Origin of the sequence: Ectothiorhodospira sp. 9100, from assembly GCF_022227565.1 — a bacterium.
GTDB lineage: Bacteria > Pseudomonadota > Gammaproteobacteria > Ectothiorhodospirales > Ectothiorhodospiraceae > Ectothiorhodospira > Ectothiorhodospira marina.
In genome coordinates this window covers 1-23,533 of sequence record NZ_JAJNAN010000044.1, presented here as the reverse complement: position 1 = coordinate 23,533, position 23,533 = coordinate 1, and the positions used below count along the sequence as shown (strand labels likewise).

The following is a 23,533-nucleotide window of genomic DNA, read 5'->3' as shown; positions in this document are numbered from 1 at the left end:
TTTGGTTGGAAACTCTTGTGCTTATAGTGCACACACCAAATTTTCCCCCAAACCCCCCCCCCCCCCCCCCCGGGGGGGGGGGGGGGGGCCGGGGGGGGGGGATAGGCACTGTGCCGGTCCTCCCCCCTCACCCCCACCCCTCTCCCCGAGGGGGAGAGGGGCTTGGCATGTCACCCCCGTTATCTTTCATCATCGGGGGAGCCTCACCACCAATATGCATGAGAGTTAGGGCGGGAGTGGCAGGATATCTTCCGGGCACGCTGAATTTTCAGGACAAGAACGATCACGGGAATCAACAATATGAATATCGCGATCTTTGGCATGGGCTATGTGGGTGCGGTCTCCGCCGCCTGCCTGGCCCGGGACGGACACCACGTGATCGGCGTGGATGTGGACCCGGGCAAACTGGAGCTGCTGCGCAAGGGGCACTCCCCTATCGTGGAGGAAGGCATTCAGGAGCTCACCACCGATGTGGTCTCCAAGGGGCGGCTGGAAGTCACGAATGACGTGGATGAGGCCATCCGGCAGACTGCGATCTCCTTCGTCTGCGTGGGCACCCCTTCCCAGCCCAACGGCAGTCAGGACCTGGGGGCCATCGAGCACGTGGCCAGCCAGATTGGTGATGCCCTGGCCAGTGTGGACAGCTACCACGTGGTGGTGATCCGCTCCACGGTGCGCCCCGGCACGGTAATGGAGAGGGTGCGGCCCTTGCTGGAGCAGCATTCGGGCAAGACCCTGGGCGAGGGCTTTGGCCTGGCCTTTCAGCCAGAATTCCTGCGTGAAGGCACCTCCATCCGTGACTATGACAACCCACCCTTCACGGTGGTGGGCGGCGACAGCCAGCGCACCCTGGATTGCGTGAAGCCCGTCTTTGAGCACCTGCCCTGCGAGTTCGTGGGCACGGACATCGGCACCGCCGAGATGCTCAAGTACGCCTGCAATGCCTTCCATGCGGTGAAGATCGTCTTTGCCAACGAGATCGGTCGGCTGTCCCAGTCCATGAACGTGGACTCTCGGGAGGTGATGCGCCTGGTCACCCAGGATAAGCAGTTGAACATCTCCCCCGCCTATCTTCGGCCCGGTTTTGCCTTTGGTGGCTCCTGCCTGCCCAAGGATCTGCGCGCCCTGCTCTACATGGCCAAGGAGCAGGATGCGGACCTGCCCATGCTCGGCGGCGTGATCCCCAGCAACCAGCAACAGGTGCAGCACGCCCTGGATTACATCCTGGCCAGCGGCAAGCGGCGGGTGGGCATGGTGGGCCTGAGCTTCAAGAGCGGCACGGATGACCTGCGCGAGAGCCCGCTGGTCACGCTGGCGGAGCAATTGATCGGCAAGGGCATCGACCTGCATATCCACGACCCCAACGTGCAGCTCTCCCGCCTGATCGGTGCCAACCGGCGATACATCGAGGAAAAGCTGCCCCATATCGGACGATTGCTGGTGGATGACTGCAGCACGCTGATTAAGGATGCCGAGCTGGTGGTGGTGGGCCTGAGTGATGCCCATCTGGTGGAACAGGTGGTCAGCCATACCAGCGAAGGTCAGGCGGTACTGGATCTGGTGGGCATGCCCGGTCGGGACCGTCTGCACTGCGAGTATCGTGGGGTGTGCTGGTGAGGGATCGCCCGAGGCTGTTATTCGTATCGCCACGTTTTCTCTTTCCGGCCGATCAGGGTGGCAAGATACGCACCACGCAGATCCTCAAGGGGATGAAGGGTGGAAGGTTCGAGATCGTGCTGGCCTCGCCCGAGGGCAACGGTGATGCTCGGGAATATGCTCAGGAGCTGGAGCAGATCTGTGATCGGTTCATCGGCTGGCCCCAGGCGGAACCGGGGCGGCTGCATCACATCACCCGCCTGAGGCACCTGATCTCGTCCCTGCCGGTGTCGGTGATCAGTGATGATGCGGGAACCGGGCGTCAGGTGGTTGAAAAGGCCCTGGCGGACGGGGTGGATCTGGCGGTGTTCGATTTTCTCCATGCCATGGTGCTGGCCCCCGATACGCTGGGTTGTCGCTCCCTGATGTTCACCCACAACGTGGAGGCGGAGATCTTTGCCCGCCACGCGAGCGTGACGGGTAACCCCCTCAAACGGGCTGTGTGGCAACAGCAGCACCGGAAGATGCAGGCCTATGAGCATGAGAGCCTGAAGCAATTCGATACCGTGGTGGCTGTGTCGGAACGGGATGCGGCCACCTTTCGGGCCCTGGAGGGAATGGGACGGGTGGAGCCCATCCCCACCGGGGTGGATCTGGATTTCTTTGCCTGCCAGCCGCCGGGGAACGATGATCACATCGTGTTCACGGGGGCCATGGACTGGCAGGCCAATATCGATGGCATCGAGTTCTTTATGGACGAGATCTGGCCGAAGGTGGTGGCACGTCGTCCCCGCGCCCATGTGACCATCGTGGGGCGCAAGCCCGCCCCTGCCCTGGTGGATCGTGCCCGGCGCCGGGAACTGCCGTTCACCTTCACGGGCTTCGTGGATGACATCCGAACCCACGTGGCGGATGCCGCAGCCTATATCATCCCTTTGAGGGTGGGCGGCGGCACCCGTATCAAGGCCTTTGAGGCCATGGCCATGGGGATTCCGGTGGTGTCCACCGGGCTGGGGGTGGAGGGGCTGCCCATCACACCGGATACACACTACCTGCATGGGGACACGGCATCGGATTTCGCTGATGCGCTGGTGCGGTTGCTGGAGGATGGGGATCTGCGCCAGCGCCTCTCGCGGCAGGCGCGGGAGTATGTGGAGTCCCATTGCTCGTCGCAGGCGGTGGCCAAGCGCTTCGAGGAGATCTGCTGGCAGACGCTCGAAGGGCGCTGAATCGGTAGAGCCTTCACCTCGAAGTGGGCTGCCGCCCGCGGCTTAGTAGGGGCGCTTCGAGAAGCGCCCGGCCAGGGCTTCCGATACCACGATATCCACCCATCAGGCCATCAACCCCGGAACCTCCGCCCGGGCCGTTCGCGAACGGCCCCTACAGGGTCATGAGTCAACCGATAGGTTGGGGGTATGGGGCTTGAAGAGGTTCCTCACCAACCTGAGCCCGAACCTGCCGGGACTGGCATCCCAGGGGGTGAAACGGGCCAGTTGATAGGGATCGGTCTCCCGGGTGGAAACGCCCCAGGTGGTGGAGACCGCTGCCTCGAAACCGCATTCGCGCACCATGGCGGCGTGTTGGGGCAGGTAATCCGAACCGGGCTTGCCGTTGGGGTAGGCAAACAGGCGCACCGGGTGCCCCAGTATGGATTCCAGCGTCTCCTTGCCCTGAAGGATCTCAGCCCGGGCCTGGTCATCCGTCAGACGCGCCAGGATCGGATGGCTGTGGGTGTGCCCACCAATCTCCATACCCGCAGCATCCAGGGCCTTCAGCTGCGCCGTGGTCATCATCAGGTCGTCGGGCAGGGCCTGCGGGCATTGCGCCGCCAATCCCGCGACCTTGTCCTCGCGCTCGCCCCTCTCCAGGTACTTCACCGACTGGATCACCTCCTTGATCAGGGCCTTGCGCTCATCCAGGCCGTCAATCCGGCGCGTGCCAAGGCCCATATCCTCAAGATCCACCTCCCCCGATGGCATGCGGCGGATGGCCTCCAGTATCCGGTCGTTGAACATCATCCCGCCATCGAGAAAGCCGGTGGCCACGAAGAAGGTGGCCGGCAGGCCCTGCTCCCGCAGGAGGGGCAGCGCCACGTCATGGTTGTCCGCATAGCCGTCATCGAAGGTAATGCAGGCAGCCCGAGGCGGCAGGGTGCCGTTTTGCAGCCGCTTGAGCGCCTCTGCCAGGGGGAGCACATGGAATAACCTTGAGACCACCTGCACCTGCCAGCGAAAGGTGGCGGCATCCGGGTCGCCAGGCAGCATTGGATCGGGTTCGGGGCGTACGCGGTGGTAGATCAGGATGGAGAGCCGCGAGTGCCTGCCTGCAGGCCCTAGGAGCCCTATAGCGCCGCGCAAAAACCTCAGACCAAGACCCGACAACGGGTGCATACTCCCTCTCTCTTCTCGCATCATGCATTTACACCATTGAAGACATTGGGATTTATTCTCCACGCGCATCTTTGTACGCGCCATGAAACCAAACCTCATACTGGCAGATTCGGTACGACCCGATTAGAATCCCGCCGAAGACAAGCCTACCTAAGGAAGGCGCAGCGATCCAATGAGCCAGCCGATAAACATTCTTTGGACCGGAGGGTGGGACTCCACATTTCGGGTTCTTTACGCCTCTATAGTGGAAGGGCGACAAGTCTTTCCTCATTACATAATTGATTTTGAACGCAGATCCAGCCTGCGTGAACTACAAGCCATATCCGACATCCGCAAGAGCCTCATAAGTCTCAACGAAGACGCGGCCAAGCGGATCGCGGAATTAAAAATAACGCCCATCACAGAAATAGCTAAGGTTGCGGATATAACAAAATCTTACCAGCGCCTCAGGTCTAGGGCCCACCTCGGGACTCAATATGACTGGTTGGCCAGATATGCAAAAACCAACAATATAGAAAACCTTGAACTCAGCATCCATGTGGACGACAAGGCTTATTACTTCCTTAACGGCAAGGTAGACCAGCCAGCAGACGGACAATGGAAACTCAAAGACAGCATCACCGGTGACGAATACATTTTTTCCTATTTCACATTCCCTCTTTTGGAGACATCAAAAACTGACATGAGGGAGATCGCAGAAAAATTTGGATTTATAGACCTTCTCGAACGTTCATGGTTTTGCTTTAACCCCACCCATGGAAAGCCCTGCGGAATATGTAACCCTTGCATTTATACAGCACAGGAAGGAATGGGATATCGCCTCCCCAAGAGTGCAAAACTGAGGTATCGCACACGACACTTCCGACTGGCTGCCAGAGCACCTTTCACCGTCTTGAAAAAAATCTACAAAAAAATTAAATAACGAAAATCCGAGCTTGGCTGAATTGACGGATCCCTTTGCTGTTGCGCTGTAGTCACCGCCAAGACACCTCATCGCTAATCGACTTGAAAGCAGCAGTAAGCGCTGGAATACGATTCTCCCATGCACATTGAGCCGCATACTGACTAAGGCCATCGACATTCCAACTCCGATCCAGAGCGCTCAAAACTGCACATCGAAGGGCATCACCATCGCCAAAAGGCACCAGTTCACCGACGGCGTCGGAACTCACCACTTCCGCGTTACCACCCACCCGGGTGGTAACGATGGGCAAGCCGCACGCCGCCGACTCCAAAAACACATTGGCCCACCCCTCGCCTTGAGTAGCCAGCACGAAAAGGTCAGCCGCAGAATAAATGTATTTCAGTCTGTCTGGGGTATGGTGCCCCAGAAAAACCACGTGATCGGCCACACCCAGGTCCTGCGCAAGCCTCTCCAGACGCCCCCGGTCGCCGTCCGGGTTCTCCCCTCCTACCGCCAGATAGATAAGGTCTGGATAGCGTTTTAGCAATTCGGGCATCTGCTCAATGACGCGGTGAAAGCCCTTACGCTCGTTCAGGGTGCCCACAGTGATGATAACCTTGGCATCAGGTGGCAGTTTCAATTCCGCCCTGCAGGCTGCCTTATCTTCGCGGGAAAACAACTCAAGGTTGACACCGTTAGGCACCACCTGAACATGGCCAGGGGCCACACCCATGCCAATGGCAGCCTGCCTCAAGGCATCCGCAACCGAGAACACCTTGGCTGCCTGATTCATTGCCCGCAGCGCCTGCCAGCGTCGGCCACGGGTACGCGCGATTCTCAGGATGGTCCCCCTGAGGGTGATAGTGTGGGGCACCCCAAGCCACTTACCGAGAAACCCTGCAGCCACTCCATCGGGATAAACGAAGTGAGCATCCAGGATATCCAGACGCCCCTGCCGTTTAAGCCTTTTCAGTAATGGGAAACAGAACATGGCCTCGAACAAGCCGTCCAGAAACTTGAAGTAACGCGGAATCGAGAGAAAACGCGGGTGATAGACATCAATCCCTTGCTGAACTTCATGATAGGGCACGGGCGGGCGATAACCGGGCCTGAAACGCCGCAAAATGCCCTGGCCAGGAAACCACGGCACCGGCGCCACCACGGTCACGGGCAACGTTTCAGCCACGCGAAACATTCGCTCTCGCACAAACACGCCATAGGTGGGATGCACGCTGTTGGGGAAGACATGGGTGAAGACCACCAGGGCCGGAGTCTTGTTGGTCGCCATCAGGATTTCGCCTCACTCATCACCCAACGATACTTCCCCGACTTCTCGGGAGGGATGGTCTCGGCAGGCTGGAAACGCACCGCCACGGACTCATCCAGGATGCGACACAGCCCCTGGCGGATGTGATCCTGCTCCCCTTCCGTCAGGGGGCGGGACGGGACCATGATCAGGTCAAAGCTGTGATCCGCGCGCTGGCGCAGCTGGTATTGCCTGAGGACCGGGATCTCTCTGAGGATGTAGTTGGCGGTGGAACTGTGGATCAGGCGCCCATCGCGCCCCACCAGAAAATCGTTCGCCCGACCCTGGATCTCGCGCAGACGCGGCAGCGGCAGGCCGCAGGGACAGGGTTCGTCAGTCAGCGCTCCGCGATCGCCGATGCGATAGCGGATGAAGGGCATACCGTAGCCATCCAGGTTGGTCACCAGCAGATCACCCACGCCGTGATCGTCCGGCTGATCCACTTCCACGATCATCTGTTCTCCGAAGATGTGCAGATGTCCCTCTGGGCATTCATGGGCAATCATGCCACCGTCCCGGGAGCCGTATTCATTGGCCACGGGGCAGTCGAAGGCCTGGGCGATGGTCTCGCGCAGGTGGGGCAGGAGCATCTCGGAGGTGCAGGCGATCAGGCGCGGGCGGTAATCGCCCAGAAGGCCCGGGTGTTCGAGCAGATGCTGGGCCACGCGATAGATCACGGTAGGGTAGCCGTAGATCAGGCGGGGCCGGAAGTGGCCGAGGAAGTCCAGGTATTCGGCGATGCGCTGCGGGGTGAGGTTGGATGCCGATAGCACCACCTGATTGAGTAGCCAGCGGTCCTTGAGGACACGCACGCGGTTCTGCCGGGACATCTCGATGGGGGAGCCCCAGAAGTCCACCTGACGATCCCCCGGGTGCACACCAAACCAGGAGCGGGCCCGCAGTTTCTGCGCGTTGAGACAGGATTCGCGATGCTTGTCCGTATAAAAGACCAAAGGCTCACCGGTGGAGCCGCCGGTGCTGTAGCGGATGAGTCGGGGCTCCCAGCCTTCGGTGATCAGGCGATTGCCCTCGTTTCGGAGGATGGAACGCTCCAGGATGGGCAGGCGCTGTAGATCCTGCAGGTCGCAGTGCCCCGGGTCGGTGATGCCGGCCTGCTCGAACACCTCGCGGTAGTAGGGAACATGATGGGCACAGTGCTGGAGCAGTTGCCGCAGTTTGGTGAGGCGCAGTTGGTGGAATGCCTCGGGCGATAGTTGGTCATTGGCCCGAAACCGCTTCCACTCCTTAAGGGTGTCTCGCCCCCGCAGTCGTTCATGCATCGGCAGGAGGATGTGCCGGGTGAGTTGCTCTTTGATCGTCATGGGCCGAAATCATCCAAGACAAATGGCATCAGTCTCTGCCTTCCTCGATCAACCGCTTTATCTCAGCGCCGGTGACGGGCGTGATCCTTCTCACGAAGGCCCGCATGCGACGGGCCGCATAAGTCCGGCGCAGATGAAGGAGCAGGCGTGTTTTGGCTTCGAAGGCGCCGATGCATTTTCTCGGGGGCATAGCCGCCTGTTCTCAAGCTCATCGGATGTTTCAGTCTATTGGACCGCCCCCTGCCCCGCAACGCACAGCCCCTGCTTTTCGCGTTAAACTGACGAGATTGCCCTTCACATCACCCGGACACGCCGTATGAGCACCGCACAAACCGACAACCTCAACATCGCCTCCGTGGATTACATGCCTTCGCCGCGGGAGATCAAGTCCCAGTTGCCCATGTCCGAGGCGGCGGAGCACACGGTGCTGCAGGGGCGTCAGGCCCTATGCGACATCCTGGATCGCAAGGATCCGCGGCTGTTCGTGGTGCTGGGGCCCTGCTCCATCCATGACCCGGAGGCGGGGCTGGATTATGCGCGGCGGCTGAAGGTGCTGGCGGACGAGGTGGCCGATACCATGCTGCTGGTGATGCGGGTGTATTTCGAGAAGCCCCGTACCGCCGTGGGTTGGAAGGGTTTCATCAACGACCCCTATCTGGATGACACCTTCCGGATCGATGAGGGGATGGCCAAGGCGCGGCGTTTTCTCATGGACATCAACGAGCTGGGCCTGCCGGCGGCCACCGAGGCCCTGGACCCCATCGCGCCCCAGTATTACGGGGATCTGATCGCGTGGACGGCCATCGGTGCCCGCACGGCGGAGTCCCAGACCCACCGGGAGATGTCTTCGGGGTTGTCCACGCCGGTGGGCTTCAAGAATGGCACGGATGGCGACCTGGGCGTGGCGGTGAACGCCATCCTGTCGGCCTCCAGTCCCCATAGTTTTCTCGGGATCGGCAGCGATGGGCAGTCGGTGATCCTGCGCACCCGGGGTAACCGGTACGGGCACCTGGTGCTGCGCGGTGGCAATGGGCAGCCCAATTACGACACCGTCTCGGTGGCCCTGGCTGAGCAGGCCCTGGAGAAGGCAGGCATTGCCAAGAACATCGTCGTGGACTGCTCCCATGCCAATTCCTCCAAGAAGCCGGAACTACAGCCGCTGGTGATGAAGGATGTGATGCATCAGATCCACGAGGGCAGCCAGTCCATCGTCGGCCTGATGATCGAGAGCTTCATCGAGGCCGGTAACCAGCCCATGGCAACGGACCCATCCAAGCTGCGTTACGGCTGCTCCATCACCGACGCCTGCGTGAACTGGGCCACCACGGAGGAGATGATCCGGGAAGGGGCCGAGGTGCTGCGGAAGGTCCGTAAATAGAGTTGATCGCTATCTCTTGACAACCATGTGAGGTCTTTTGATATGGCCACCTCCATAAAACTCAGCCCCGACGCAGAGCGGCGTCTCGCGGATCTATCTGCCCACACGGGCCGCCCTCGGGATTTCCATCTCCAGGAACTGGTCGAGAAGGGCCTGGAGGATCTTGAAGACTACTACCTGGCCTGCGAGGTAAGGGACCGTGTCCGGGCGGGCCAGGAGAAGGTTTATACCTCAACGGATGTGAGGCGGGAACTTGGAGTGGAGGATTGATGGAATCAACCCCAGGCATCGCGCCCAGCTTGGATGGCGGCATCCATTGATGTCCCCGTCGCGCTAACGCTCATGCATCACGGAAATGAGCTACCCCCGATGCTGAAAGATACGTTCCAAGCCCCTCTCCCTCCGGGGGAGAGGGGTTGGGGTGAGGGGGGGAAGGGCTGGCACAGTGCCTATCCCACCCCCCCCCTCATCCCCGGCCCTTCTCCCCCGAGGGGGAGAAGGGAGTCTCTGTAGCTTAACCCTGGCCACACCATGCCCAAAAAATCCACACAAACACCCTCGGCCCGCCAGATCCTCCGTGATCCAGTGCACTTCCTGGCCTTCGGCTTCGGCAGCGGCCTCTCCCCCAAGGCCCCCGGCACGGCCGGCACGGTGGCCGCCATCCCCCTCTTCCTGCTCTTGCAGGGGGTGCCGCTGTGGGCCTATCTGCTCATCACCGCGCTGGTGGTGGCTGTGGGCATCTGGCTCTGCGGCGAGAGCTCCCGGCGCCTGGGGGTGCACGACCACCCGGGCATCGTCTGGGACGAGATTGCCGGTTTTCTCATCACCCTGATCGCCGCCCCGGCGGGGTGGATCTGGATCATCGTGGGGTTTGCCCTGTTCCGCCTGTTCGACATCCTCAAGCCCTGGCCCATCGGCTGGCTGGATAAACACCTGGAAGGCGGCACCGGCATCATGCTCGACGATGTACTGGCAGGGATCTACGCCCTGATCGTGTTGCAGGCCCTGGCGTGGTGGCTGATCTGAGTCGACTTCCGCGTATAAGGTGGTGGCCCCTGTGGGAGCGGCCCTCGGCCGCGAATGGCCTTTCGAAAAAGACTCCGATGTGTCCGGACCTCGGGGGGAGCGGGTTCCTGTAAGCGGGCTTCAGCCGCAGGAAGCGGCTGCAGAGCCTACATGGATGTATTCACGGCGTCCCGCTGGAAGGAACCCGCTCCCCCCGAGGTCCACTACGATCTCTGGCTGGGGCGGCGGCTGAGGGTTCAGCCATTCGCGGCCAAGGGCCGCTCCCACGGGGGGCAGGGGGGACGTCGATGCCGATCTCGCCAGCCAATCCCACTGGGGCCAGCGGGCGGTGGGCAGGAGTGCGCGGGGGCGTGGCAGGCTATACTTTCCTCATGAGAGCTTACTTTTCCTGTTCCGCTCGGGTCACCCTGTTGACGGGCCTGCTGCTCCTGTTGGCATCGCCGGGCGCGGCTGCCCTGGACATCCAGGTGCTGGGCGTGTTCGGTCAGCAGGCGGTGATGGAGTTTGACGGCGAGCGGCGGGTGCTTAGGGTGAGGGAGGTGAGCCCCGAGGGGGTGACGCTGCGGGCGGCGGACACTCGCAGCGGGACCGTGACCGTGGAGGTGAACGGGCGAACCACTCAGATCGGGATTGGTGGGGGGCGTGCGGGTGGCACTTTCCAGGCGCGGTCATCGGCGTCGGCGCGGATTTATCCCAATTCGCGAGGGGCCTTGACCACTGCCGGGGCGGTGAATGGTCATGCACTGACCTTCCTGGTGGATACGGGGGCCTCAGCGGTGGTGCTCAATGCCTCCGAGGCCCGGCGCTTGGGCGTGGATTATGCGCGAGGTACGCTCACGCCGGTGCAGACGGCGTCGGGGACGGAGTTTGCCTACCGGGTCACGCTGGATCGTGTGCGGGTGGGGGGGATTGAGCAGCGCAATGTGCCGGCGCTGGTGTTGCAGGGGCGGGAGCCGCCCGTTGCCCTGTTGGGGATGAGTTTCCTGGGGCGGGTGGAGATGCGCAATGAAGGGAGTGCGTTGGTGCTGGAGGGGCGGTACTGAGACCTCTCACTGAGACCCCTCACCCCAACCCCTCTCCCCGGCGGGGAGAGGGGCTCAAGGGTGCAATCAGGCTGTCTGCGCCTGTCCCCACCATCCTGCCAACCGCTCATGAATCGCCAGCAGCGCCGGAATCAGCACCAGTACCAGTACCGTTGCAAAGGCCAGGCCGAAGACGATGGATACCGCCATGGGGATCAGGAACTGGGCCTGCACCGAGCGCTCGAACAGTAGCGGCATCAGACCGGCGATGGTGGTGAACGAGGTGAGTACCACGGCGCGCAGGCGCTGGCAGGAGGCCTCGATGATGGCCTCATCCTGTGCCAGGCCTTCGCCCCGCAGTGACTGGTAAAAACTGACCAGGATGATGGAGTTGTTCACCACAATGCCGGTGAGGCCGAACAGGCCGAACAGGGAGAGAATGGTCAACTCCATGCCCAGGACCCAGTGACCCACCAGGGCACCCAGCAGGCCGAAGGGGATGATGGCCATGACCACCAGCGGCCAGCCATAGGAGCCGAACACCCAGGCCAGGGTGAGGTAGATCAGGGCCAGGGCGAAGATCAGGCCGGTGCGCATGTCCCCCAGGGTTTCTGCCTGGTCGGCGGCGCGCCCTTCAAAGGACCACTCCACGGCATAACGCTGGGTGAGTTCCGGTAACACCTCATCGGCCAGTTGTTCACGGATGCGCCCGGCATTGTTCACCGAACGGTCCACCTCGGCGGAGACGGCAATCGCCAGCCGGGTTTCGGCCCGGCGCAGGGTCTCGAAGCCCTGGCGGGGGCGAAGGTCTGCCACGGTGTCCAGCGGCGCCATGCCTCCATCGGGCAGAATGACCGCGAAACGATCCAGGGTGACCGTGTGATGCCGCTCATCGTCGGGGAGTAGCACCCGCACCTCGATCTCTTCCAGGCCCTCCTGGTAGATCTGGGCCAGATGGCCATCGAACGCTGCCCTGAGTTGTTGGCCGAGGGATTCAGTAGTCAGCCCCAGGGACAGACCCTCCGGGGTGAGCCGATAGATGAGCTGTTCGCGCCCGAAGGGCATGTTGTCCTCCACTGCAAACACGCCCGGGAAGTCATTGAGGGTTTCTGCCAGATCCAGCCCGGCCGCCTTGACCTGTTCGGGGTCGTCCCCGGTCAGGCGCACATCCACATCCCGCCCCGGCGGCCCGGATTGGCGCTCGGTGATGCTGAACAGTTCCATGCCCGCCGGCTCACGGACGCGGGATTGCCATTCCTGGATGAACTGGGTGTTGCGGACCTGGCGCTGATCCGGTGAGACAAGTTCCACGATGATGGAGCCGAACTGGTCGCCGGAGGGCGCCTGTTCACCACCGCCGCCCCCGACCCCCTGGCCGGCGCGAACGACCACGTTGCGCACCAGATCACCGCCCAGGGCCTCTTCTGCGGCGTAGAGTTCTTCTTCCATATGATTGAGGAAGCCGTCCACCCGTTGCGGCGGAGTGCCCGCCACGAAGTGGGCTGAGGCGTTGATCACCGTGCCTTCCGGGGAGGGGAAGAAGGTGAACCCCAGCCGTCCGCCCGCCAATAAGCCCACGGCCAGGATGAGTACCGCCACACCGCTGGCCAGGGTGAGGCCTGCGTTGTTCACCGAGCCGGTGACAACACGCCGGAACGGGCCTTGCCGGAAGTCCTCGAAGCGGCGGTCAAAGCCCGCCCGGAGGGATCCAGGCCGCGGCGGCTGGACCTTCTCCAGGCTGTTCTTCAGGTGAAAGGGGAGCACCAGGAAGCTGATCAGCAGCGTGGCCAGGATCACGCAGATCACCACCAGCGGGATATCGAACAGGATATTGCCGATGATGCCGCCGATGAGCATCAGTGGCAGGAAGGCGGCCACGGTGGTCAGTGAGGCGGAGATCACCGGGGCCAGCATGCGCCGCGCCCCATGTTCGGCGGCCTCGGCGGACTTCATGCCTCGCTGGTACTGGGTGTAGGCATGTTCGCTGACCACGATGGCGTTGTCGACGATGATCCCCAGGGACATGATGAAACCGAACAGGGAGATCATGTTGATGCTGCCGCCCAGGGCCCACAGGGCCAGGAAGGCGGCAGTAAAGGAGACGGGGATGCTCAGGGCCACCCGCAGTGCCAGGCGACCATTGAGGAACAGGAACAGGATGCCCAGTACCAGCAGCAGGCCACCGGCACCATTCTTGAGCAGCAGCCCGATGCGTTCCACCAGAGGCTCGTAAAACTGATCGTAGATATGGATTTCCACGTCCGGCGGCAGGGTGTGTTCCACCGAGTCGAGCCAGTCCAGCAGCAATCCGGAGGCCTCCAGGGCATCGTCGTTCTCCGTGCGTTGCAGAGCCAGTTCCACGGCGGGTTGGCCCTGGTAGCGGACGAAGGTCTGGTTGTCCCGGGGGCGGCGCTCGATCTCGGCTACGTCACCCAGCAGGATCAGTCCGCCCTCTGCCTCGGAACGCAATGGCAGCTGCGCGAAATCCATGGCCTCACGACCCTGGTCCAGGCTGCGCAGTTGCCGGGCCGTGTCGTCGCGACCCACCATGCCCGCAGGCAGGTCCTGGGAGAGATCGTCCACGCGCTCGCCGATCTGATTCAGGGACATGCCCAGGTCCAGCATTTGCGCCGTGGGTACCTGGATGGCCATCTGCTCTTCGGGCAGACCGGTGAATTCGATGCGGGCGATGCCCGCATCCAGTAACTGGCGTTCCAGATCCCGCACCAGCGGGCGCAGTTCTCGCAGGTCGTCCGGGCCGGTGATCAGCAGTCGGGCGATGGGCTCATAGCGGATCACCCGGGTGACCACCGGGGTTTCGGCAGCCTCGGGCAGGTTGCGCTGCTGGGCCACCCGATCCTTGACCTGGTCGGTGGCCAGGGTCATGTCGGTGCCCGATTCGAATTCCAGGGAAATGCTGGCCACCCCCAGGGAGGAGGTGGAGGTGAGGTTGCGCAGGCCGTCCACGGTGCGCAGTTCCTGTTCCAGCGGAATGGTGATGCCCTGCTGCACATCCTCGGCGCTGGCGCCGGTCCAGGCGACCTGAACGGTGACGAAGTCCAGGGCAAAGGTGGGGAAGAACTGGGTGTTGAGCTTGAGCAGTGCCCAGGATCCGGATAGCAGCATCAGGACCACCAACAGATTGGCGGCCACGGGATGGCTCAGGAAGAAACCGATCACACCTCGGGAACGGGTCATGGATCACTCGCCTTCGGGGCTGACACGGAGCCCGTCCATGGCATTGGGCAGGCGGGTGACGATGATCCGATCTCCGCTGGACAACTCGGGGCTGGTGACCAGCACCTGTTCATCACCCGAGGGGGCGGTCCACTCGCCGAGGCGTTCCACGCCGATACGGCGCATGCGCCCCTCTTCCAGTCGGTAGATGCGGTCCAGGCCGTACAGGGCTTCGAAAGGCAGGGCGATCACGTCCGTTTGTTCGGGCAGGGAAACGCGCACGGTCATGAAGCGGCCCAGGGGGATCTCTCCGGCCCGGGAGTCGACCCGGAAGATGCCTTCCACGCCGGCCCCTCCTGTGGGGCTTTCGCCGGCCAGTCGTGTGAGGGTGAGGGGGACTTCCAGACCATCCACATGTCCGGTGGCCTCTGGTGTGCTCTGCTCATCGAGGGCCGCCCGTACGCGGGGCATGTAGGTGGCAGGTATGGGGGCGCGCACCTCCAGTGCCTCCAGGTCATACAGGGCGACAAGGGCATCCCCTACGCGCACCCGGTCTCCTGGTGCCACCTGCACTTGCGAGATGCGGGCGTCGAAGGGCGCCGTGATGTGGCTGCGCTCCAGATCCAGTTGTGCCTGTTCCAGCAGTGCCTCGGCGCGGTGCACGCGGGCCTGGATCTGCTCCCGCTGGGTCTCGAAGTCGTCCACGGCCAGTCGGCGGTTGGCCAAGGCCAGGGCCTGTTGCTCCAGGGCCCCCCGGGCATCGTCCACGGCGGTGGGGGAGCCCACGTTGCGTCGTTCCAGGTTCTGGGCCCGTTCCAGAGCGCGTTGGGCCAGTTGCAGGAGGGTCTGTTCCCGTTCCAGGGCTTCCTGATCCCGGACATGGCTGCGCTCCTGAGCGCGCAATTGGGCCCGCAGTTCATCTAGGTCGGCCTGTCGCTGGTCCACCAGCAGGTCCAGTTCGCGCGTATCCAGCTCCACCAGGGTATCGCCTGCCTTGACCCGTCGTCCTTCCTCGGCAGGCACCTGATCCACGTCGGCTTCCACCGCGGCCCTGAGGCTGGCGGCCCGGGGGGAGGTGACGTGACCATACAGGGTGAGTTGAGGCGAGAGGGTTTGCAGTTCCACCTGCTGTACGTCTACCCGCCATGACCGCTCGCCCACCTCGCGAGGCGGCTGTTCCGGGCGGGTGATCATGAGCAGGATGAAGCCCAGGATGCCCAGGGCGATGAGGATCAGGGGCAGGAAGCGGCGAACCGGTCGGGAGAGATTCATTGGAGGTGCGGAAATCCTTGTTGGCGTGCGACTGGATTCGGCGGGGCCGCGATGGGTTTGGATTCATTCTACTAATGCAGTTGATGACAAGGCCAAGGAAAAGATCAAAATCTAGCGCCCCAGCGGCAGGAAGACCGGCATGCCGTCCACTTCGCCAGTGGCCAGGGGTTGGCCGTACAACTTTTCCAGCGCCTTTGGCATCAGCATGTCCCGGGTGGTTCCCCAGCAGGCCTCACCGGTAGGGTACATGAGCAGCAGGTGGTCACAATAGCGGGCGGCCAGGTTCACATCATGCATGGTGAGGATGGCCCCACGCCCCTGGGTGATCATCCCGCGGACGATGTCCAGCACTTCCACCTGATGGTGCAGGTCCAGGTGGTTGGTGGGCTCATCCAGCAGAAACACCTGAGGGTCCTGGGTGAGTGCCGTGGCGATGGCCAGCCGCTGGCGCTCGCCGCCGGAGAGCGTGGCGATGGGGCGTTCTTCCATGCCGGTGAGGTCTACCTGGGCGAGGGCGTCCTGGGCGGCGGCGTAGTCCTCGGCGGATTCCAGTTCCCAGGCGCGCAGGTAGGGGTGTCGGCCGATGAGGGCGGTTTCCAGCACGGAGGCCGGGAAGCCATCCTGGCGATCCTGAAAGACCATCCCCAGATGCCGGGCGATCTGACGCCGGGGGAGTTGGTGGATGGGTTTGCCTTCCAGCCGCAGACTCCCGTGCCGCGCCGGGCGCAGTCCGGCCAGGGTGTGCAGCAGGGTGCTCTTGCCCACCCCGTTGGGGCCCAGCACACCCCAGCATTCGCCGGCGCGCACCCCCAGGTTGAGGGGCGCACCGTCGGCGCGGCCGGGGATGTCCACGACGAGGTCGACCAGTTCCAGTAGGGGGGGGAGGGGCTCCATGATTACCTGCTCCTGTGCAACAGATACAGAAACACCGGCACGCCCAGCATCGCCGTGATCACCCCCACCGGCAACTGCTGCGGGGCGATCATGGTGCGTGCCAGGGTGTCCGCCAGGGTGAGCAGGATGCCCCCCGCCAGGGCCGAGGCTGGGAGGATGATGCGCTGGTCATTGCCCAGCACCAGACGCAGCATATGGGGCACCACCAGGCCCACAAAGCCGATGCTGCCCGCCACCGTCACTGCTGTTGCCGTCACCAGGGCGGCAACAATGTAGAGGGTCCACTCCAGCGGTCGCACCGCCACACCCAGGGCCGCTGCCTGCATGGGCCCTCGGGCCAGCACGTTGAGGCTGCGTCCCAGGGGCATGGCGGCCAGTACCACAATCACCAGCACCGTCCAGGCAGGCCAGAGGCTGCGGGCGTGGGAGAGATCCCCCATCAACCAGTACAGCATGCCGGGCAGTTCCTCCGTGGGGCTGACGGCCAGCATGAAGCTGATGAAGGCACCCCAGCCAGCGGCGACCACCACGCCGGTCAGCAGCAGGCGCGTGGGGGTCCAGCTGCCGGTGCCATGGGCCAGGCCGAAGACAATCAGGGTGGAGATCATCGCGCCGATGAAGGCCGACCCCGAAACCACCACGGTACCCAGGCCCGCGAGCATGGCCAGCAGGGCGCCCACTGCCGCTCCGCCCGACAGGCCCAGGACATAGGGGTCAGCCAGCGGGTTGCGCAGCAGAACCTGCATCAAGGCGCCGGCCACTGCCAGCAGTCCACCGGTGGCAAAGGCGGCCAGGGTGCGGGGCAGGCGCAACTCCAGGATCAGGGTGCGATGCAGGGGCTCGCCGCCGCCGGTCAGTACCGCCAGGGTCTCGGCAGGGGTGAGCGGTACGCTGCCCACCGCCACGGCCGTGATCACGGCGACCAGTGAGCCTCCCAGCAGGATGGCCAGGATGAACGCCAGGCGCGTCACTCATCGCTCTCCACGCGACGTTCGCGGGCGGTTTCCAGGAAATCGCAGATCATCCGGGTGCCTTCCAGGATGCGCGGCGTGGCCCGCTGGATCAGGGAGGGGGGGATGAAAAAGAGGTTGTCTCGCTTTACGGCAGTCATGTCGGACCAGCGTCGCCAGTCTTCCACCCATTGCGGATTGTCCTCGCCCATGCCGCCGCCGATGATGGCCTCGGGGTTGGCGGCCAGGATGACCTCGCGGTTCAGGCGCGGGACCCGGGTGTCCAGGTGGCCGAAGATGTTCTGGCCGCCGCAGAGGCGGATGGCTTGTGAGATGAGGTGTTCCTCATTGAGGGTCATCAGTGGGCGGTCCCACACCTGATAGAAGACGGTGACGGGCGGTTGTTGGCCATACCGGCCCTCGAGTTCCCCCAGGGTGTGGCGGACCTGGGCGCTGGCTTTGTCACCGCCGGCCGGGTGGCCGGTGAGGCGTCCCAGGCGTTCCAGGCCGGAGGCCAGTTGTTCGAAGGTTTGTGGGTTGCTGAAGTAGAGGGGGTAACCCAGGGCTTCCAGGCGTTCCAGCTGCGCCCGCACATTGCCGCTCTCCCAGGCCACCACCAGGTCCGGTTCCAGAGCCAGGATGGATTCCAGGTCCAGTTGTTTGTAGCTCCCCACCCGGGGGATGTCTTCGGCGGCTTTTGGGTAGTCGCTGTAGTTCACTGTGCCGACGATCTGTTCGCCGGCGCCCACGGCAAACAGGTTTTCCGTGATATGCGGTGCCAGGCTGATGATGCGTTTGGCCGGTGCCTCCAGATGCACTTCCCGACCCCGGTCATCGGTGGCCGTCACGGGTTCCGCGTCAGCCTGTGTGGTCGCTGAAGCGGTGATAAGAAGGATGCAAATTGCGGCTATCTGTGCCCATTTGCGGGGAAATGGCGGGGTATGGCTTATGTGGTGGGGGCGTCTCATGGTGTTGGGGTCGGGCGCTTGAAAGGAAGGCATCATAACAGCGATGCGGTTGCTGGCCACCTGCAGGACCCTCCGGACCCACCGGTATCCAACCCTGCCAGCGTCCGCTGCCTTGTAGGAGCGGCCCTCGGCCGCGAATGGTCCTGATGCCTCCTGTGTGCCTGGGCTTTTTCCCGTGCCCAAGGGCCTTCCTCCCATGTGCCAGGGCTTTGCAGTATGCCCAGGGCCTGCCTCCAGGGTGCCAGGGCTTTGCGCCGTGCACAGGGTCTGCCTCCGGGGCGCATTTCTTGCGGCGGGACGCCGTGAATACGTCCCTGTAGGCTTGACCGCCGCATCCATGCGGCGAACACCCGCCTCCAGAAATCCACCCCGGAGGCAGACCGGACGCGTTGGGGCTTGCGTTCGGGGGGGGGCTCCGAATAGGCGCGCCTCAGGTGCATGGATATCCATCTGCTCTGACAGTAACCCCTGCGGTCCATATTGGAATATCCACAATCGTTTGCGTATGATACGGCCTCGCTTCAGGTGCCAGATGATTGACATCCGTCTGGTGAAACGGGAAGCCGGTACGTCTGCCAGATTCAGCAGATCAGTCCGGCGCTGCCCCCGCAACGGTAGGCGAGACGAGGGTTTCTGCACGTCACAGCAGGAGCCCAGGCAAGGCGGAAAGCCACTGCGCGCAAGCGTGGGAAGGTGCCTTGACCCGGTCAGATGATGACCCGTCCGCAAGCCCGGAGACCGGCCTGATGCGTTCACGCGGCATTGCGGAGGGCTTTGCGCGGCTCGTCTTTTCGGGTCTCATTCCGGCGGATCTCGCCTTGCGGTGCGCACGCACCCACGGGCCTGATCGATCCGCTGCTCTCCTCGTGCCGCATCCTGGCCCAACCACAGGTGCGCGGGCGGCGCACCGGAGAGCACAGATATGCAAACCCGATCCTTCCTGCCGGCAGCCGTGCTGCTGGCCATCCCTTCCTTCGTCAGCGCCCAGGAACAGTTGGCCCAACTGGACCCCATCCTGGTCACCCCCACCCGCACAGCCCAGACCACCGACCAGACCCTGGCCTCCGTCACCGTGATCGACCGGGAGGAGATCGAGCGGTTGCAGCCGAAGGAGTTTGTGGATTTGTTGAGAGGGCGGGCTGGGATTGGTGTGAGTCAGAATGGGGCTTTCGGCAAGAGCACCAGCATTTTCATGCGTGGCACCAATTCCGATCACACGTTGTTGTTGGTTGATGGGGTGCGGATGGGATCAGCAACCACGGGTGGCGCATCTTGGCAGTTTTTGCCTCCATCTGAGATAGAGCGTATCGAGATTGTGCGCGGGCCAAGGACCAGTCTTTATGGCTCAGATGCCATCGGCGGCGTAATACAGGTATTCACCAAGAAAGGGGATGGGCCGGCGCGAGTCCGGGCGCATCTCGGTGCAGGATCTTTCAATGCTTGGGAAATTGGCGCAGGTGTATCGGGGGCGAATGAGAGTACACGGTACAACTTCTCAGCTAATCATTCGTCAACTGATGGAATCAACGTTCAGGACGGGGTAGGTGACGACGGTCGGGACGGTTACGAGAATACATCGGTGACTGCGAGCTTGTCACATGATATAGCTGAAGGGCCGGAATTTTTTGCTACGGTGTTCCATTCTGAAGGTGAAACAGAATTTGATGCCACCGAAAAAGATTGGTATCGGTTTAGTCACGGCGCCGCTCAGCTCGGGCTTCGCGGTCAAGTGACTGATGTGTGGTTTAGTTCCTTATCTCTTGCCCATAGCCGCGATGAGTTAAATAGGCGTGGCGTTTCGCACTCACAGTTCAATACGGCTAGAAACCTAATATCTCTGCAGAATGATTTTTTTATTGGACAGGAACATATATTGACCTTGGGCGCGGACTACCTGGAGGACCGTGTTACGGCCTCTGAGGATTTCTCCCAAACCAGTCGCGATAATGTGGGGTTGTTTGGGCAGTGGCAAGCCGATGTTGGGCAGTACGACATTGCACTCAGCTTACGCCATGACGATAACGAGGCATTTGGGACTGAAACGACGGGGCAGATGGCTTTGGGAATTCAACTTGCCAGCGATTGGAGTGGACGTGCCAGTGTTGGTACCGCTTTCAACGCGCCGACATTCAATCAGCTCTACTATCCTGGGTACGGAAATCAAGACGTTAAGCCTGAGCGTTCTGAGACCTTTGAGGCGGGCGTTCGGTATTCGTCAGGCAACTATTATGGGGATGTGGCGCTCTTCCAGACGAATATTGAAGATCTCATCCCTGTGTTTCCTGTTGAAAATATTGACAACGCGAGAATTCGTGGTGTCGAGCTTGAAGCTGGCCTTGAAGTGAATTATTGGTCGTTCCGTGCCGCATTAACTCATCTTGATCACGAAGATCGCGATACGGGGAAAAAGCTGGAACGTCGGCCTGAGAATTCTGGGCGTCTGGATCTGGATAGATACTGGAACAGGTTTTCTGTTGGAGCAACGGTGACAGCGGAGGGGTATCGGTTCAATGATAAAGAGAATGAGGATCGTCTTGGCGGTTTTGCGCTTGTTGATCTCCGGGCATCCTATAACATTTCCACTGAGTGGACCTTGAATGCAAAACTGGATAATGTTCTTGATAAGGATTACGTGACCACGCGAAGTCGTGTCTATGACTTTACTCAAGATTCTTCCTACTACGTCGACTACAACCAACCCGGCCGCGCCTTCTTCGTCACGTTAAACTACCAGCAACAGTGACCTCCGCCGCCCCTCATCCCCGGCCCTTCTCCCCCGAGGGGAGAAGGGAGTCTGGACTCTTGCTTCTCTCCAGGTGGAGGGGAGTCTGGAATCCCGCTGCTCCCGGGGGACGAAGGGATCATGAGCCCCTCTCCCGCTTGCGGGAGAGGGGTTGGGGTGAGGGCGACGATGTGAATCTGCGAGGCCGACCATGACCACCCACCACTGCCCAGCCCTGCTCATCACCGCCCCGGCCTCCGGTCAGGGGAAGACTACGGTGACGGCGGCGCTGGCGCGCTACCATCGTAACCAGGGCCGGCGGGTGCGGGTGTTCAAGGCGGGGCCGGATTTCCTTGACCCGATGATCCACCAGCAGGCCAGTGGCCACCCGGTGCACACCCTGGACATGTGGATGACCGGCGAGGAAGACGCCCGGCAACGCCTGTATGAGGCGGCGGGCGAGTCGGATCTGATCCTGGTGGAAGGCGTGATGGGTCTGTTCGACGGGCGACCCTCCAGCGCCGACATCGCTGCCCGGTTCGGCATCCCGGTGATGCCGGCCATCAACGGCGCCGCCATGGCCCAGACCTTCGGTGCCCTGGCCCATGGTCTGTCCACCTTCCGCTCCGATGTGCCCTTTGCCGGTGTGCTGGCCAATCGCGTCAGTGGAGAGCGACATTACGGCATGCTCATGGAATGCCTGCCCGAACACCTCACCGCCTTTGGTTATCTGCCCAAGTCCGCCGACGCCGCGTTGCCCAGTCGGCATCTGGGCCTGGTGCAGGCCGAGGAGATCGCGGATCTCGATGCGCGACTGGAGGCCGCAGCCGCCCAGCTGGTGTGGAAGCCGGAGGGGCTGCCGCCGCCGGTGACCTTTGAGCCGGGTCATGCCGAGCCGGTGCCGCGCTCCCTGGAGGGTCGGCGCATTGCCATCGCCCGGGATCAGGCCTTCGCCTTCATCTATCCCGCCAATCTGGAGTTGCTGGAGCGGATGGGGGCCAATCTGCGGTTCTTCTCCCCGGTGGCCGGGGAGGGGTTGCCCGAGGCGGATGCGGTGTATCTGCCCGGGGGGTATCCGGAGTTGCACATGCAGGCCCTGGCGGCCAATGTCGGATTGAAGCGGGACCTGGCCGACCACGTACAGGCCGGGCGGCCTCTGCTGGCCGAATGTGGTGGCATGCTCTATTTGCTGGACCGGCTGGAGGATCAGGAGGGGCAGGGGGCGGCGATGGCCGGTCTGCTGGCGGGGGCGGCGCGGATGCAGGGGCGGTTGGCATCGCTGGGGCCTCAGGAGGTCACGTTGCCGGAGGGTGTCCTGCGGGGTCACACCTTCCATCACTCGGCCATGGAGTCACCGCTGACCCCGTTGACGCGGTCGCGGTGCCCTAATGGGCGTGCGACGTCGGAGCCGGTGTATCGGGTGGGGGGGCTGACGGCGACGTATGTGCATCTTTATTTTCCTTCCAATCCTGAGGCAGTGGGGAGATTGTTTGGTGGGTGAGGGAGCCTTGGGGCAGTGTGCTCGCCGCGGCCCTCACCCCAACCCCTCTCCCGCCAGCGGGAGAGGGGCTCAAACTCCCTTCTCCCCTGGGGGGAGAAGGGTCGGGGATGAGGGGGAAACGGAGGGCACCATGCCCAAGATGGCCATTCGAAGTGCTGAGATGACACCTGCATGCTGACATTCACCCTCATCCTGGCAGCCCTGCTGCTGGACCGCCTGCTCGGTGAGCCCCGGCGCTGGCATCCCCTGGTGGGCTTCGGGGCGCTGATCGACGCGGCGGAGCGGCGGGGCTATGCCGACGACCGGCGCCGCGGGGCCTGGTTAGTGGCGGGGCTGGTGATTCCGCTGGTACTGTTCAGCGCCTGGTTGACCGCGCCGGCCTGGGGCTGGGCAGTGGAACTGCTGCTGTTGTACCTGGCCATTGGTTGGCGCAGCCTGGGAGAGCATGGGCGCGGCATCGGCGCGGCCCTTCTGCAGGGCGATCTGCCTCAGGCCCGGGAGCGGGTGGCCTTTCTGGTGAGCCGGGACACCCAGGATATTGATGAGCAGGAGATCAGCAAGGCCACCGTGGAGTCGGTGCTGGAAAACGGCAACGATGCCGTGTTCGCGCCCATCTTCTGGTTCGTGGTGGCGGGAGCGCCCGGCGTGGTCGCCTATCGGTTGGTGAACACCCTGGATGCCATGTGGGGTTATCGGAATGACCGCTACCGGCATTTTGGCTGGGCGGCGGCGCGGCTGGATGATGTGCTCAATTACCTCCCCGCGCGCCTGACGGCCCTGGCTTATGCCTTGAGCGCAGGCGGCCTTGAGGCCACGCGTCGGGCCTTCCGCTGCTGGCGCCGTCAGGGAACGGTGTGGAAGAGCCCCAACGCCGGCCCGGTGATGGCCGCTGGTGCCGGGGCCCTGGGCGTGCGTCTGGGTGGGGCGGCCATCTACCATGGACGCAGCGAGGCGCGCCCGGACCTGGGCGAGGGCTTGGATGCCCGGGGCGTGGATATCGATCGGGCGCTGGACCTGATGCGCCGGGCCATGGGGATCTGGCTGGCGGTGTTGGGAATCGGTGCCCTGATCATCATGATGTGATGAGGCCAGATGATCGCCCAGC

Annotated in this window: 18 protein-coding genes and 1 riboswitch; of the genes, 10 read left to right on the top strand and 8 right to left on the bottom strand. The window is 62.9% G+C overall.

What is annotated here, in order from left to right; all coding sequences use genetic code 11:
* Nucleotides 1–300: 300 nt before the first annotated feature.
* Entirely contained in the window at nt 301–1,617 is a 1,317-nt protein-coding gene (locus LPW29_RS12190) for a nucleotide sugar dehydrogenase (RefSeq protein ID WP_238628239.1), read from the top strand.
* The gene (locus tag LPW29_RS12185; protein WP_238628238.1) at nt 1,614–2,825 is read left to right on the top strand and encodes a glycosyltransferase; all 1,212 of its coding nucleotides are present in this window, start codon (nt 1,614–1,616) and stop codon (nt 2,823–2,825) included. Before LPW29_RS12190 ends, LPW29_RS12185 begins: the two co-directional genes overlap by 4 nt.
* Before the next feature lie 159 nt (nt 2,826–2,984).
* Here LPW29_RS12185 and LPW29_RS12180 read toward each other — a convergent pair whose 3' ends face one another.
* A complete protein-coding gene (locus LPW29_RS12180; protein WP_238628237.1) occupies nt 2,985–3,986 on the bottom strand; it encodes a polysaccharide deacetylase family protein in 1,002 nt (333 codons plus the stop codon).
* A gap of 172 nt (nt 3,987–4,158) precedes the next feature.
* Between LPW29_RS12180 and LPW29_RS12175 the strand changes: the two genes are divergently transcribed.
* A complete protein-coding gene (locus tag LPW29_RS12175; protein ID WP_238628236.1) occupies nt 4,159–4,908 on the top strand; it encodes a hypothetical protein in 750 nt (249 codons plus the stop codon).
* Between the two features lie 52 nt (nt 4,909–4,960).
* Here LPW29_RS12175 and LPW29_RS12170 read toward each other — a convergent pair whose 3' ends face one another.
* Nucleotides 4,961–6,178, bottom strand: coding sequence for a glycosyltransferase (locus LPW29_RS12170; RefSeq protein WP_238628235.1), 1,218 nt, complete (start codon nt 6,176–6,178; stop codon nt 4,961–4,963).
* The gene (locus tag LPW29_RS12165) at nt 6,178–7,518 is read right to left on the bottom strand and encodes a phenylacetate--CoA ligase family protein (protein ID WP_238628234.1); all 1,341 of its coding nucleotides are present in this window, start codon (nt 7,516–7,518) and stop codon (nt 6,178–6,180) included. Before LPW29_RS12165 ends, LPW29_RS12170 begins: the two co-directional genes overlap by 1 nt.
* A 316-nt stretch (nt 7,519–7,834) precedes the next feature.
* Here LPW29_RS12165 and LPW29_RS12160 point away from each other — a divergent pair, with 316 nt between their 5' ends.
* From LPW29_RS12160 to LPW29_RS12145, 4 genes are all read left to right on the top strand, one after another.
* Nucleotides 7,835–8,896: a 3-deoxy-7-phosphoheptulonate synthase gene (locus LPW29_RS12160; protein WP_238628233.1), complete on the top strand. Its 1,062-nt coding sequence runs from the start codon at nt 7,835–7,837 to the stop codon at nt 8,894–8,896.
* A gap of 42 nt (nt 8,897–8,938) precedes the next feature.
* Nucleotides 8,939–9,166 carry a type II toxin-antitoxin system RelB family antitoxin gene (relB, locus tag LPW29_RS12155; RefSeq protein WP_238628232.1) on the top strand — a complete coding sequence of 76 codons (228 nt, stop codon included), beginning with the start codon at nt 8,939–8,941 and terminating at the stop codon, nt 9,164–9,166.
* 261 nt (nt 9,167–9,427) lie between these two features.
* Complete coding sequence (locus LPW29_RS12150; protein ID WP_238628231.1) at nt 9,428–9,922, top strand: phosphatidylglycerophosphatase A family protein; 495 nt, start codon at nt 9,428–9,430, stop codon at nt 9,920–9,922.
* A gap of 371 nt (nt 9,923–10,293) precedes the next feature.
* A complete protein-coding gene (locus LPW29_RS12145) occupies nt 10,294–10,965 on the top strand; it encodes a retropepsin-like aspartic protease family protein (protein WP_238628230.1) in 672 nt (223 codons plus the stop codon).
* Nucleotides 10,966–11,031: 66 nt separating this feature from the next.
* On the opposite strand, the gene LPW29_RS12140 is transcribed toward LPW29_RS12145, so the two are convergent.
* The 5 genes from LPW29_RS12140 to LPW29_RS12120 all read right to left on the bottom strand — a co-directional run bounded on the left by LPW29_RS12140 (nt 11,032) and on the right by LPW29_RS12120 (nt 18,205).
* The gene (locus LPW29_RS12140; RefSeq protein ID WP_238628229.1) at nt 11,032–14,142 is read right to left on the bottom strand and encodes an efflux RND transporter permease subunit; all 3,111 of its coding nucleotides are present in this window, start codon (nt 14,140–14,142) and stop codon (nt 11,032–11,034) included.
* 3 nt (nt 14,143–14,145) lie between these two features.
* A complete protein-coding gene (locus LPW29_RS12135; protein ID WP_238628228.1) occupies nt 14,146–15,393 on the bottom strand; it encodes an efflux RND transporter periplasmic adaptor subunit in 1,248 nt (415 codons plus the stop codon).
* Nucleotides 15,394–15,504: 111 nt separating this feature from the next.
* Nucleotides 15,505–16,287 (bottom strand): ABC transporter ATP-binding protein, encoded by a 783-nt coding sequence (locus LPW29_RS12130; RefSeq protein WP_238628227.1) that lies wholly within the window; start codon nt 16,285–16,287, stop codon nt 15,505–15,507.
* Between the two features lie 2 nt (nt 16,288–16,289).
* Entirely contained in the window at nt 16,290–17,258 is a 969-nt protein-coding gene (locus tag LPW29_RS12125) for a FecCD family ABC transporter permease (protein WP_238628226.1), read from the bottom strand.
* Complete coding sequence (locus LPW29_RS12120; RefSeq protein WP_255705815.1) at nt 17,255–18,205, bottom strand: cobalamin-binding protein; 951 nt, start codon at nt 18,203–18,205, stop codon at nt 17,255–17,257. The genes LPW29_RS12125 and LPW29_RS12120 overlap by 4 nt, the downstream gene beginning before the upstream one ends.
* A gap of 506 nt (nt 18,206–18,711) precedes the next feature.
* Nucleotides 18,712–18,966, top strand: a riboswitch (cobalamin riboswitch).
* Between the two features lie 161 nt (nt 18,967–19,127).
* Between LPW29_RS12120 and LPW29_RS12115 the strand changes: the two genes are divergently transcribed.
* From LPW29_RS12115 to cbiB, 3 genes are all read left to right on the top strand, one after another.
* Nucleotides 19,128–20,948 (top strand): TonB-dependent receptor domain-containing protein, encoded by a 1,821-nt coding sequence (locus LPW29_RS12115; RefSeq protein ID WP_238628224.1) that lies wholly within the window; start codon nt 19,128–19,130, stop codon nt 20,946–20,948.
* A 190-nt stretch (nt 20,949–21,138) separates the two neighbouring features.
* Entirely contained in the window at nt 21,139–22,428 is a 1,290-nt protein-coding gene (locus LPW29_RS12110; RefSeq protein WP_238628223.1) for a cobyrinate a,c-diamide synthase, read from the top strand.
* A 171-nt stretch (nt 22,429–22,599) separates the two neighbouring features.
* Nucleotides 22,600–23,511 carry an adenosylcobinamide-phosphate synthase CbiB gene (cbiB, locus tag LPW29_RS12105; protein WP_238628222.1) on the top strand — a complete coding sequence of 304 codons (912 nt, stop codon included), beginning with the start codon at nt 22,600–22,602 and terminating at the stop codon, nt 23,509–23,511.
* The last annotated feature ends 22 nt before the right edge of the window (nt 23,512–23,533 follow it).